The organism is Streptomyces sp. NPDC055254 (assembly GCF_053606025.1).
In genome coordinates this window covers 65,779-78,100 of the sequence record NZ_JBSGQV010000028.1, presented here as the reverse complement: position 1 = coordinate 78,100, position 12,322 = coordinate 65,779, and the positions used below count along the sequence as shown (strand labels likewise).

Genomic DNA, 12,322 nt, shown 5'->3' with positions numbered 1-12,322 from the left:
GGGCCGGCCCTTCCGGCGGCCGCGCCCCTGCCGGCCGCCGCGGCCTCGGCCGCCCCGTCCGCCCCGTCCGCCCTGCCGTCGTTCTGCGCCATCTGGCCCCCCTCCCCTGTCGGCAGCCCCCGGCGTTCCGGTGGGGGCTGCGAAGCGGACAGAGTAGGCCGCCGACGTACGGTGTCAGCCGGGTGCGACGATCCCTGTGTCAGGACCGTGACACAGGCGCACCGGGAGGTTCCGCCCCACCCGGAGCTAGCCCGCCGACTCCGGCAGCCAGCCCGGCAGGTCCTCGGTACGCGCGATCCACGCGGCCGGAAGCACCGCTTCCCCGCGCGCCCCCAGGACCCCGCCGACGATCGCGCAGGTCGTGTCCACGTCGCCGCCCACCTGCGCGGTGGTCCAGAACGCCCGCTCGTAGTCGTCCAGCGCCCGCGCGGCCGACCACAGCGCGAACGGCACCGTGTCATGGGCGCTGGTACGGCGCCCGCAGCCCAGGACGGCGGCGACCGTGGTGGCGTCGCCATAGTCCAGCATGTCCCGAGCCCGCCGCAGCCCGGCGCCCACCGCGCTGCGCGGCACCAGCGCGATCACGCCGTCCAGCAGGTCCGCGGCCTTCGGCGGGCCGCCCGGAGCCGCCGCCAGCGCGGCCGCCGCGGCGACGGCCATCGCGCCGCACACCGCCTCGCGGTGCTGGTGGGTGGTGTAGGCGGAGATCTCCGCCTGGTGCGTGGCCTGCTCCGGGTCGTCGGCGTACCAGGCACCCAGCGGCGCGATGCGCATGGCGGCGCCGTTGCCCCACGAGCCCTGCCCGTTGAACAGCTCGGCGGCCAGGGTGCGCCAGTCCTCGCCCTCCCGGACCAGTCGCAGCATCCGGTTCACGGCGGGCCCGTAGCCCCGGTCGAAGTCGTGGTGGTGGGCGAAGGAGCTCGCGAGCGCGTCCTGGTCGATCCGGCCGTGCTCGGCGAGCACGGCCACCACCGAGCAGGCCATCTCGGTGTCGTCGGTCCACTGCCAGGTCTCGGCGGCCGGTAGCTCGCGCCGCTTGAGCAGCGGGTAGTTCACGGGGACGAAGTACTGGGAGCCCAGGGCGTCACCCAGAGCCAGCCCTCGGAGGCTGGACATGGCGCGTGCGTAGCGCCTTTCGGAGGAGGAGTCAGAGGTCATCGCGCGTCACTCTAGCCGTCCAGGTCGTAGGGCTCGGGCGTGGTCCACCGTTCAAAGGGGCGGTCCATCCGGTACCGGCCGTCCGGGCCCAGCAACAAGGTCCGGAATTCGCCGTTGCCCGGGTTGGAGAGGGCCTCGAACTCGGCCACCGACCAGTGGAACCAGCGCATGCAGAACAGCCGCATCGTGAGTCCGTGCGTCACGAGCAGGACGTTCTGCGGGTGGTCCGGGGCCTCGAAGCTGCGGTAGAGGCTTTCCAGGAAGGACCCGACCCGGTCGTACACGTCGGCCCCGGACTCGCCCTGCGCGAACCGGTAGAAGAAGTGGCCGTACGCGTCCCGGTAGGCCTTCTGGAGCCGTACGTCGTTCCGGTCCTGCCAGTTGCCCCAGTCCTGCTCGCGCAGTCTCGGCTCCTCGCGCATCCGCACCCGTGTCGGGTCCAGCCCCAGCTCCTTGAAGGTCTGCAGGGTCCGGCGGTACGGGGAGACGTACGCGCTGATGGTCTCGTTCCCGAAGAGCTCGCGCAGCCGGACGCCGGCCGCAGCGGCCTGCTCGCGGCCGTTCCGGGTCAGCCGCAGGGCGTGATCGGGTTCCCGCTCGTACACCGTGTCGTCGGCGTTTCCTTCCGATTCCCCGTGCCGGACAAGGACGATGCGCCGTGGTCGAACCATCCCACGACCCTATTCGGCCATCGGCGAGCGTGCCGACCGGGCACGCCGATCTGCCCGCCGATCATCGTACGGTCACACCGTCCAGGACGGTTCGAGGTCGACGACGTCGCCGGTCAGGGCCTCCACGTCGGCCTGGATCTGGGCCCGCAGGGATAGCCGCTCGACGCGCTCCTGCCGGTACTTGCCGTGCTCGGCGGCCGCGCGCCACATCGACAGCACCAGGAACTCCCGGCCGGGGGCCTCCCCGAAGAGGCCGCGGACCATGCCGGGTGAGCCCGCCATGGCCGGATTCCACACCTTCTCCTGCATGAGGGCGAAGTGGTCCACGCGCCCTTCCCTGACCCGGGTGTGCGCGACCCGCACCACGTCGGCGTCGGTGAATCGCGGTTCGAAGCCCGTCTTCACGTCGAAGCGGTGGTCGAAGAGGGTGGCCCGCAGATCGGTGTACGTGCCGTTCTGCGCGGCGGCCAGCCGGTCGTGCGCGCGGGCCATGAAGGAGTCGTAGAAGGAACGGCTCTCCCAGAAGGTGAAGACGTGCGCGACCCCCTGCCGGCCCCGGCTCCAGCCGCCGCCCTGCCCCCGGAATCCCGGCTCGCCGGGCAGCCCCGCCCATTTGCGCTGCCCGCGCTCGAACCCGCGTCGGTCCGTCACCGTGCAGCGAATCCACTTGACCAGCACGGCGCCATCGTACGGTCCCGGCGCGGCCCGGGTCAGTCCTCGGCGAGGTACATCCCCACCAGTTGTGCCGCTTCCCGCACCGGCGGGCGAAGCCCGGAATCCTGGTCGACCGGATCGAGCGAGTCGATCACCCGGCCGCGTTCGTCCGCCGCCCCGTTCCGGCACGACGAAGGGGACCGGCCCTCGGCCGGTCCCCTTCGTGCGTCAGCTACCCGTGCGGATCACCGCGTCGGACCACGCGTCCCGCGCGATCGCCGCGCCCGTGTCAGCTGCAGCCGCTGGTGGAGCCGCAGCCCTCGCAGATGTAGCAGGAGCCGGCGCGCTGCATCTTCGTACCGCAGGAGAAGCAGAGCGGGGCGTCCGCGGAGACACCGAGCTGCATCTCGACCAGTTCGGCGCTGCTGTGCGCCGTCTTCGGCGCCGGAACCGGAGCGACCGCGACCGGCTTGGGGGCGGTCGGCACCGCGGCCAGCGGGGCCGACTGCGCCAGGGACTCGGTGTCCAGCTCCTCCTCGACGGGCTCGTAGGAGCCGGTGTCGAGGTGGCGCTGGCGCTCCTCGGCGGAGTGGATGCCGAGGGCCGAGCGGGTCTCGAAGGGCAGGAAGTCGAGCGCCACGCGGCGGAAGATGTAGTCGACGATCGACTGCGCCATCCGCACGTCCGGGTCGTCCGTCATACCGGCCGGCTCGAAGCGCATGTTCGTGAACTTCGAGACGTACGTCTCCAGCGGGACGCCGTACTGCAGACCGACCGAGACGGCGATCGAGAAGGCGTCCATCATGCCGGCGAGGGTCGAGCCCTGCTTCGACATCTTCAGGAAGACCTCGCCCAGGCCGTCGTCCGGGTAGGAGTTCGCGGTCATGTAGCCCTCGGCGCCACCGACCGTGAAGGAGGTGGTGATCCCCGGACGGCCCTTCGGGAGGCGCTTGCGGACCGGGCGGTACTCGATGACCTTCTCGACCGCCGCGCGGATGGTCTCCTCGGCCTTTTCGGTGACCTCGGCCTTCTCCTCTTCCTTCTTCTTCGCGGAGAGGGGCTGGCCGACCTTGCAGTTGTCGCGGTAGATCGCGAGCGCCTTGACGCCCATCTTCCACGCCTCGAAGTAGATCTCCTCGATCTCCTCGACGGTCGCCGTCTCCGGCATGTTGACCGTCTTCGAGATCGCGCCGGAGATCCAGGGCTGGATCGCGGCCATCATGCGGACGTGGCCCATCGCGGAGATGGAGCGCTCGCCCATGGCGCAGTCGAACACCGAGTAGTGCTCGGTCTTCAGGCTCGGGGCGTCGACGACCACGCCGTGCTCGGCGATGTGGGTGACGATGGCCTCGATCTGCTCCTCCTGGTAACCCAGGCGGCGCAGGGCCTGCGGGACGGTGCCGTTGACGATCTGCATCGAGCCGCCGCCGACGAGCTTCTTGAACTTGACCAGGGCCAGGTCCGGCTCGACACCGGTGGTGTCGCAGGACATCGCGAGACCGATGGTGCCGGTCGGCGCGAGGACCGACGCCTGGGAGTTGCGGAAGCCGTTCTTCTCGCCGAGGCGCAGGACGTCCTGCCAGGCCTCGGTGGCCGCGGCCCAGATCGTGCTGTCCAGGTCCTCGGTGCGCGGCGCGACGGCGTTGGCGTCGGCGTGCTGCTTCATGACGCGCTGGTGCGACTCGGCGTTGCGGGCGTAGCCGTCGTACGGGCCGACGATCGCGGCCAGCTCGGCGGAGCGCTTGTACGCGGTACCGGTCATCAGCGAGGTGATCGACGCGGCGAGGGTACGGCCGCCGTCCGAGTCGTACGCGTGGCCGGTGGCCATCAGCAGGGCGCCGAGGTTGGCGTAGCCGATGCCCAGCTGGCGGAAGGCGCGGGTGTTCTCGCCGATCTTCTGCGTCGGGAAGTCCGCGAAGCAGATGGAGATGTCCATCGCGGTGATGACGAGCTCGACGACCTTGGCGAAGCGCTCGGCGTCGAAGGACTGGTCGCCCTTGCCGTCGTCGTTGAGGAACTTCATCAGGTTCAGCGAGGCGAGGTTGCAGGACGTGTTGTCCAGGTGCATGTACTCGCTGCAGGGGTTGGACGCGGTGATGCGGCCGGACTCGGGGCAGGTGTGCCAGTTGTTGATCACACCGTCGTACTGGATGCCCGGGTCGGCGCAGGCCCACGCGGCCTCGGCCAGCTTGCGGAAGAGCGCCTTGGCGTCGACCTCTTCGATGACCTCGCCGCTCATGCGGGCGCGCAGGCCGAACTTCGTGCCGTTCTCGACGGCCGTCATGAACTCGTCGTTCACGCGGACGGAGTTGTTGGCGTTCTGGTACTGGACGGACGTGATGTCGTCGCCGCCCAGGTCCATGTCGAAGCCCGCGTCGCGCAGGGCGCGGATCTTCTCCTCCTCCTTCACCTTGGTCTCGATGAAGGCCTCGACGTCCGGGTGGTCCACGTCCAGGACGACCATCTTGGCCGCGCGGCGGGTGGCGCCGCCCGACTTGATCGTCCCCGCGGACGCGTCGGCGCCGCGCATGAAGGAGACCGGACCTGAGGCGTTGCCGCCGGAGGAGAGGAGCTCCTTGGAGGAGCGGATGCGGGAGAGGTTCAGGCCGGCGCCGGAGCCGCCCTTGAAGATCATGCCCTCTTCCTTGTACCAGTCGAGGATCGACTCCATGGAGTCGTCGACGGACAGGATGAAGCAGGCGGAGACCTGCTGCGGCTGGGGCGTGCCGACGTTGAACCACACCGGGGAGTTGAAGCTGAAGATCTGGTGCAGGAGGGCGTACGTCAGCTCGTGCTCGAAGATCTCCGCGTCGGCGGGCGACGAGAAGTAGTCGAAGTCCTCGCCGGCCTTCGTGTACGTCTTCACGATCCGGTCGATCAGCTGCTTCAGACCGGTCTCGCGCTGCGGGGTGCCGACCGCGCCCCGGAAGTACTTGCTGGTGACGATGTTGACCGCGTTCACCGACCAGAAGTCGGGGAACTCGACGCCACGCTGCTCGAAGTTGACCGAGCCGTCGCGCCAGTTGGTCATGACGACGTCACGGCGCTCCCAGCTCACCTCGTCGTAAGGGTGCACGCCGGGGGTGGTGTGGATGCGCTCGATACGCAGGCCGCCCTTGGCGGCCTTGGTCCCCTTGGCGCGGGAACCACGTGCCGAGCTGCTCGCCGTCTCTGTCATGCCGCCTCCCATATGCGGGCAAAAACGCCCTGAAGTGCCAGCGATATTCCGCGGCACGGTGCTGTGTATCTGTATCTACGTCTCTTCGCCGGTCAGACCGGCCGCGCAGCGGTGCGCGAGCACCACGACACGGGCCGTCCGGTCAGTCGGCGGCGGAGGCGGGCACGGGGACCGAACCGGCCCCACCGGGTCCGCACTCGTCGGGGTGAGGCCGCTGCTCGCGCAGTTCCACGATGGCGGTCTCGAAGTCTTCAAGGGTGTCGAACGCTTTGTAAACGGACGCGAACCGCAGGTACGCGACCAGGTCGAGCTCCTGCAACGGGCCGAGTATGGCCAGACCCACGTCGTGGGTGGTCAGCTCGGCGCTTCCGGTGGCGCGCACCGCCTCCTCGACCCGCTGGCCGAGCTTGGCGAGGGCGTCCTCGGTGACCGGCCGCCCCTGGCACGCCTTGCGCACGCCGGAGATGACCTTGGTACGACTGAAGGGCTCGGTCACCCCGCTGCGCTTGATCACCATCAGCGAGGCCGTCTCCACCGTCGTGAAACGACGGGAGCAGTCGGGGCACTGACGGCGCCGGCGGATCGACGTGCCGTCGTCCGTGGTGCGGCTGTCGACGACGCGGCTGTCGGGGTGCCTGCAGAAGGGGCAGTGCATGGTTCCCTCACCCTCCTTCTTGGCACGACTGAATCACCTCACCGAGGCCCCGGAACGACAGGGACAGGCTCTGTCGGGGGCTCGTGAAGCAGCCACCAGCATATGCGATGCCGGGGGCCTCGACGGACCGAGGACCACAACTTCTGGGCGGCGACGCTCATCCAACCACTAGATCTTGGGTTGTGGCGGATTTACTCGCCCCGCGTGTCGCGACGCCCGACCGACGGGGGCGGGGCCCTCCGGTGCCACACTGGGGCGACCCGGACAGGGGCGTTCCGACCGGGAAGGGTACCGTAAGCAGCGAATGCCGGGCCGAACCCGCGTTCGGTAAACCGATCGTCTATACACCTCTCGAAATACCCGCGCGGGACGATCTGCAATTTTTCACTCGAACGTGTGTTTGGCGCAACCTTTCGAAAGCAACTACCGTTGTCCAGCTAGGGAGAACATTTCGAGAGGGGCCGACGTGACCACCACCGCAGACAGTGCCACCATCACTGCCCAGAACCGCTCCCAGAGCCGACTTGAGCCGGTGCATGCCATGAATGAAGCAAACCTGAACCCGGAGGCGGAGCCCGTACGCCCCGCACGCTCGCTGCCAGGTCGACCTCCAGGCATCCGCGCCGACAGCTCGGGGCTCACGGACCGGCAGCGGAGGGTCATCGAGGTCATCCGCGACTCGGTGCAGCGGCGGGGGTACCCGCCGTCGATGCGGGAGATCGGCCAGGCGGTCGGCCTGTCCAGCACGTCGTCGGTGGCGCACCAGCTGATGGCCCTGGAGCGCAAGGGCTTTCTCCGCCGCGACCCGCACCGCCCCCGGGCGTACGAGGTGCGCGGTTCCGACCAGCCCAGCTCGCAGCCGACGGACACCGCGGGCAAGCCCGCCGCCTCCTACGTGCCCCTGGTCGGCCGGATCGCGGCCGGTGGCCCCATCCTGGCCGAGGAGTCGGTCGAGGACGTGTTCCCACTCCCCCGCCAGCTCGTCGGTGACGGCGAGCTCTTCGTCCTCAAGGTCGTCGGCGACTCGATGATCGAGGCCGCCATCTGCGACGGCGACTGGGTCACGGTCCGTCGTCAGCCCGTCGCCGAGAACGGCGACATCGTCGCCGCGATGCTGGACGGCGAGGCCACCGTCAAGCGCTTCAAGCGCGAGGACGGCCATGTCTGGCTCCTCCCGCACAACTCCGCCTACCAGCCGATTCCCGGCGACGAGGCGACCATCCTCGGCAAGGTCGTCGCGGTCCTGCGTCGGGTCTGACCGACGCCACCGTCCAGCCCCGGGATCCACTGCGCCGGTCCCGGGGCTGCTTTGCGCCCCCGAGGGCTACGTGCCGTCCGCCTTGGCGGCGGCGTCGATGGCCGCCAGGGAGCGCCGCGCCTGGTTGCGGTCGGTGGTGTACCAGAAGTCCGGAAGCGTGGCCCGCAGGAAGCTCCCGTACCGGGCCGTGGCCAGCCGGGGGTCCAGCACGGCGACGACACCCCGGTCTCCGGTGGCCCGTACGAGACGGCCCGCGCCCTGGGCCATCAGGAGGGCGGCGTGCGTGGCCGCGACGGCCATGAAGCCGTTGCCGCCGTGCTCCTCGACCGACTTCTGGCGCGCGCTCATCAGCGGGTCGTCGGGCCGGGGGAACGGAATCCGGTCCATGACCACCAGCTGGCAGCTGGCACCGGGCACATCCACGCCCTGCCAGAGCGACAGCGTCCCGAACAGGCAGGTCCGGGGGTCGGCCGCGAACGTCTTGATCAGCTCCCCGAGCGTCTCCTCGCCCTGGAGCAGGATCGGATTGTCGAGCCGGCCCCGCAGCTCCTCCGCGGCGGCCTTCGCTCCGCGCATGGAGGAGAACAGACCGAGGGTCCGGCCGCCGGCCGCCTCGATCAGCTCCGCGAGCTCGTCCATCATGTCGCCGCGGGTGCCCTCCCGGCCGGGCGTGGCCAGGTGCTTGGCGACGTAGAGGATGCCCTGCTTGGGGTAGTCGAACGGCGAGCCGACGTCCAGGCCCCTCCAGACCGGCACGTCGTCCCCCTCCACCCCCTCCGCGGACAGGCCCAGGGAGGCGGCGACCCCGTTGAAGTCACCGCCGAGCTTGAGCGTGGCCGAGGTCAGGACCACCGAGCGGTCCTCGAACAGCTTCTCCCGCAGCAGGCCCGACACGGACAGCGGGGCGACCCGCAAGGTGGCACCGAAGCGATCGTGCCGCTCGTACCAGACCACGTCGTACTCGGAGCCGTTGCTGATCCGCTCGGCCACCGCGTGGACGCTCTCGACAGCGGCCAGGGCCTGCTTGCGGACGGCGTCCTCGTCGTGGACGGACTTGTCGCGGGTGGCCCCGATCGCCGAGATCACATTGCGCGCGGCGTCGCGCAGGGACATCAGTGCGTAGCCCAGGTCCTCGGGGACCGTCTCCAACCGGCCCGGGAGCGCCAGCTCCATGACCCGCTCGAAGGACTCGGAAGCGGTCTGGAAGGAGTCGGCGGTCTTCTCGTCGACCAGCTTCGCGGCGCGCTTCAGCGCGCGGTTGACCTGCCCGGGGGTGAGCTCGCCGGTCGCGACGCCGGTGACCCGGGACACCAGCTCGTGGGCCTCGTCCACGATCAGCACCTCGTGCTGCGGGAGGACGGGGGCGCCCTCGATGGCGTCGATGGCGAGCAGCGCGTGGTTGGTGACGACCACGTCTGCGAGCTTGGCCCGCTCACGGGCCGCCTCGGCGAAGCACTCGGCGCCGTAGGCGCACTTCGTGGCGCCCAGGCATTCGCGGGAGGACACGGAGATCTGCGACCAGGCCTTGTCCGAGACGCCCGGAGTCAGGTCGTCGCGGTCGCCGGTCTCCGTCTCGTCGGCCCAGTCGCGCAGGCGCAGCAGGTCCTGGCCCAGCTTGCTCGTCGGGGCGGCCGCCTCGAACTGGTCGAAGAGGCCCTCCTCCTCGTCCTGCGGCGCGCCTTCGTGCAGGCGGTGCAGGCACAGGTAGTTCGACCGGCCCTTGAGCATGGCGAACTGCGGCCGGCGGCGCAGCTGCGGATGCAGCGCCTCCACCGTCCTGGGCAGGTCGCGCTCGACGAGCTGCCGCTGGAGGGCGAGGGTCGCGGTGGCCACGACGACGCGCTCGCCGTGCGCGAGGGCCGGCACCAGGTAGCCGAGGGACTTCCCGGTGCCGGTACCGGCCTGGATGAGCCGGTGGGAATTGTCGTCGATCGCTTCGGCGACGGCTTCGGCCATGGCCACCTGGCCGGGGCGCTCCGTGCCGCCGACGGCGGAGACGGCGGCGTGCAGCAGATCGGGGAGGGAGGGCTTCGTCATAGCACTGCCAACCCTACGGGTCCGCACCGACAGTGACCGCACCGGTGAGGAATCACGGCCGGTACAGGGGGTTGGGCACGGTGCCGTGCTGGACGGCGTGCGGACGGTCGGGTCGGTCGCGGTAGCCGTCCTCGTAGAGACGGTTCCGGTTCAGGCAGAGCCGTCCGATCCGTTCGCCGAGCAGGTCGAAGAGCTCGTACCGGTCCTTGAGCTCGGGGAAACGGGCCTGGTGGCGCAGGATCTCGGCCCGGACGAGTGACCAGAACTCGGCCTCCGGGACACCCAGGCGGTCCTCGCAGAGGGCCGAGAGGTAGCGGAAGACTCCGACGAACAGCCCGGAGTGGATGAACTGGGGCAGGAAGTCGGCGGGCTCGGTGAGGAGGACCGCCCGGACCTCGTCCGGCAGGGAGGCGAGCTCGGGCAGCGGTTCGTCGCTGATGTTCACGTCGTCCACGAAGTCCTTGACCGCGAGCCGCACCGGGACGTCGTGCTCGTCGAAGATCACGATCGCGTTCTCGCCGTGCGGGGAGAAGACGGTGCCGTAGCGGTAGAGGAAGTGCAGCAGGGGCGGCAGAAGGGCGGTGAAGAGGCGCCGCAACCAGACGGTGGGGGCCAGGCCGGAACGGGCGACGAGCTCTTCGGTGAAGGACCGGCCGCGCGGGTCGGTGTGAAGGAGGGAGGCGAGCGTACGGGCCCGCTCGCCGGGCGCGAGGCGGCCGGTCAGAGGCTCGCGCCAGATCGCGCCGAGGAGCTCCTTGTACTGGTACGGCACCTCGGGGAGCTGCGTGTAGACGGGGTGGCGGACGGTGACGGAGGCGACCTCCCCGAGCAGGACGACCCCGCATTCGTCACGGAGGAAGGGGTCGGCGTCGCGGAGGGAGTGGATCCAGGCGGTGACGGCGGGGGCGGCGGTGGCGAGGTCCGAGGGCAGGCCGCGCCAGACCATGGTGTTGAAGACGGAGAGCGGGAGTTTGACGCTGTGCCGGTCGGGGCGGGTGAGATTGAGGAAGGTACGGATCGACTGCTGGGGCAGGCGCACGTCGGGATCGGCGGGGAGCGGCACCAGGTCACCGGAGGCGAGGGCGGGGGCGAAGAGGGGGAGGACGACCTCGTCCCACTGCCAGGGGTGCACGGGGAGGTAGAGGTAGCGCAGCGGGTCGAGGCCCCGGTCGCGCAGGGCCCGGTCGAAGGCGGCGCGGGTGACGGGGTCGAGCTCGGCGGCGTAGAGCCGGGCGGGTTCCTCCAGGCCGGCGGTACCCCGGTAGTCCGCGAGCGAGGTGTGGGCGGCGAGCCAGGGCAGGCGCTGTGGCGTACGGGCCTCGGGGGTCCAGGCGGCGGTGTCGGAGGCGGAGAGTCCGATGCGGCCCTTGTTGAGGACGAGCCAGGGGTGGCCGGTCTGGTGTCCTTCGAGGGCGGCGTAGTCAAGGTCGGCGAGGACGTCGGCGGTGAGCGCGGTGTGGTCGATGCGGGCGTCGGCGGCGAGGGTGGCGCTGAGCTCGCGGACGAGGTGGCCGAGGGTGGCGCCGTCGAGGCCGAGGAGCGTGCGGGCCCGGATGAGGAAGGCGTACGGATCCCCGAAGGCGGCCGGGGGATCCGAGGAGGGCGGCGCCGGGGTGAGGGTGATCGTGTCCGGGACGACCTGCCAGCTGTCGTACGTGCGGCGGCGGGCCCGGAAGCCGAGGCTGCTGCCGTCGTCGAGGGTCAGGGTCCAGGCGTCGCCGGCGGCGGACGGGGCGCGGACGGGGCTGATGATCTCCTCGTAGGCGAATTCGGAGAGCATCTTCGCGAGGAAGCGGCGTGCGGCCAATTCCCAGGTCGTGACGTTGATTTCGGGCGGCGTGCGGGGATGTCGGGGTGACGCGGGGACCGGCGGCTCGGCGAAGTCGGGGGCGGGGGAATTCGTCACGGGACTCCTCGGAGATCGGGAACTTCGCTTCGTCACGCAGAGTTATCGAAGGGAGAGGCGTGGTACCGGCGATTTCGGTCGGGGCGCGCGGGGCGGCACTCAGAGGAGATTGCGCAGCACCCGCTCCCGGATCATCAGGGCGGCTCGTTTCTCGGGAAGGTCGATTTTCGCGTAGCAGCGGAATCCGGAGTGCAGGAAGGCTGATACGGAGGGGGTGTTGCGGATGTCCGGTTCGGCGATCACGCGTGTGCAGCGAGGGCGGTTGTCGAGCACCAGGTCGGCGACCGCGCGGAGCAGTGCGGTGCCCAGACCCCGGCCGCGGTTCGTGCCGTCTCCGATGAGCAGGTGGATACCCGTGTCGTGGGGGCGCGCCGCGTAGTGGCGGGAGAGCGGGTCGAGGTCGGCCCGGTAGATCTCCCAGTAGCTCATCGGGGCGCCGTCGAGGATGCCGAGGCAGGGGATGCTGCTGCCGTCTCCGTCGAGCTGCGCCCGTAGGTGGGCGTGGGTGACGGCGGCGGGGCCGGAGAGTTCCCAGTAGGCGGCGACGTCGGGGTCGTTCATCCAGCCGGTGAGGAGCTCCAGGTCACGGCCGGGGCGTACGGGTTCGAGGCGGAACTGCCCCGCGGGCGTGGTGACGTGGCCCCAAGTGGCCGGGGAATCCAGCAGGTCGGCCTCGGCGAGGAGCGGCAGCAACTCCGCGCTGAGGCGGGGTGCGACGCTGCGGGCGGCGCGGTGTTCCAGGGGGTCGGCCGTGCCGGCGGAGACGGCGGTGGGGTGAGCGGTCGTGAGCTCGGTGGAGGGCATC

General features: G+C 70.5%; 9 protein-coding genes. 1 reads left to right on the top strand and 8 read right to left on the bottom strand.

Annotated features, from left to right (window positions below; genetic code table 11):
• Positions 1-246 precede the first annotated feature (246 nt).
• The 5 genes from ACWFQ8_RS23855 to nrdR form a co-directional block, all read right to left on the bottom strand.
• Complete coding sequence (locus tag ACWFQ8_RS23855; protein ID WP_453788279.1) at positions 247-1,158, bottom strand: ADP-ribosylglycohydrolase family protein; 912 nt, start codon at positions 1,156-1,158, stop codon at positions 247-249.
• Positions 1,159-1,169: 11 nt separating this feature from the next.
• The gene (locus ACWFQ8_RS23850; protein ID WP_453788278.1) at positions 1,170-1,829 is read right to left on the bottom strand and encodes a histidine phosphatase family protein; all 660 of its coding nucleotides are present in this window, start codon (positions 1,827-1,829) and stop codon (positions 1,170-1,172) included.
• Positions 1,830-1,901: 72 nt separating this feature from the next.
• On the bottom strand, positions 1,902-2,507 hold the full coding sequence (locus ACWFQ8_RS23845; RefSeq protein WP_384535621.1) for a YdbC family protein: 606 nt from the start codon (positions 2,505-2,507) through the stop codon (positions 1,902-1,904).
• 265 nt (positions 2,508-2,772) lie between these two features.
• The gene (locus tag ACWFQ8_RS23840; RefSeq protein WP_453788277.1) at positions 2,773-5,661 is read right to left on the bottom strand and encodes a vitamin B12-dependent ribonucleotide reductase; all 2,889 of its coding nucleotides are present in this window, start codon (positions 5,659-5,661) and stop codon (positions 2,773-2,775) included.
• Between the two features lie 142 nt (positions 5,662-5,803).
• A complete protein-coding gene (gene nrdR, locus ACWFQ8_RS23835; protein WP_453788276.1) occupies positions 5,804-6,316 on the bottom strand; it encodes a transcriptional regulator NrdR in 513 nt (170 codons plus the stop codon).
• Between the two features lie 466 nt (positions 6,317-6,782).
• Here nrdR and lexA point away from each other — a divergent pair, with 466 nt between their 5' ends.
• Positions 6,783-7,574, top strand: a complete 792-nt coding sequence (lexA, locus tag ACWFQ8_RS23830; protein WP_453788275.1) for a transcriptional repressor LexA — start codon at positions 6,783-6,785, stop codon at positions 7,572-7,574.
• A 66-nt stretch (positions 7,575-7,640) separates the two neighbouring features.
• On the opposite strand, the gene ACWFQ8_RS23825 is transcribed toward lexA, so the two are convergent.
• The 3 genes from ACWFQ8_RS23825 to ACWFQ8_RS23815 all read right to left on the bottom strand — a co-directional run bounded on the left by ACWFQ8_RS23825 (position 7,641) and on the right by ACWFQ8_RS23815 (position 12,321).
• Positions 7,641-9,611: an ATP-dependent DNA helicase gene (locus tag ACWFQ8_RS23825; RefSeq protein WP_453788274.1), complete on the bottom strand. Its 1,971-nt coding sequence runs from the start codon at positions 9,609-9,611 to the stop codon at positions 7,641-7,643.
• A gap of 52 nt (positions 9,612-9,663) precedes the next feature.
• Positions 9,664-11,517 carry an IucA/IucC family protein gene (locus ACWFQ8_RS23820; RefSeq protein ID WP_453788273.1) on the bottom strand — a complete coding sequence of 618 codons (1,854 nt, stop codon included), beginning with the start codon at positions 11,515-11,517 and terminating at the stop codon, positions 9,664-9,666.
• A gap of 99 nt (positions 11,518-11,616) precedes the next feature.
• A complete protein-coding gene (locus ACWFQ8_RS23815; RefSeq protein ID WP_453788272.1) occupies positions 11,617-12,321 on the bottom strand; it encodes a GNAT family N-acetyltransferase in 705 nt (234 codons plus the stop codon).
• Position 12,322 lies beyond the last annotated feature (1 nt).

What these genes read in the sequence shown, in the direction of transcription:
- ACWFQ8_RS23825 (WP_453788274.1), bottom strand. Translation starts at nt 9,611, where the DNA reads ATGACGAAGCCCTCCCTCCCCGATCTGCTGCACGCCGCCGTCTCCGCC.
- ACWFQ8_RS23815 (WP_453788272.1), bottom strand. Translation starts at nt 12,321, where the DNA reads ATGCCCTCCACCGAGCTCACGACCGCTCACCCCACCGCCGTCTCCGCC.
- ACWFQ8_RS23840 (WP_453788277.1), bottom strand. Translation starts at nt 5,661, where the DNA reads ATGACAGAGACGGCGAGCAGCTCGGCACGTGGTTCCCGCGCCAAGGGG.
- ACWFQ8_RS23850 (WP_453788278.1), bottom strand. Translation starts at nt 1,829, where the DNA reads ATGGTTCGACCACGGCGCATCGTCCTTGTCCGGCACGGGGAATCGGAA.
- nrdR (WP_453788276.1), bottom strand. Translation starts at nt 6,316, where the DNA reads ATGCACTGCCCCTTCTGCAGGCACCCCGACAGCCGCGTCGTCGACAGC.
- ACWFQ8_RS23855 (WP_453788279.1), bottom strand. Translation starts at nt 1,158, where the DNA reads ATGACCTCTGACTCCTCCTCCGAAAGGCGCTACGCACGCGCCATGTCC.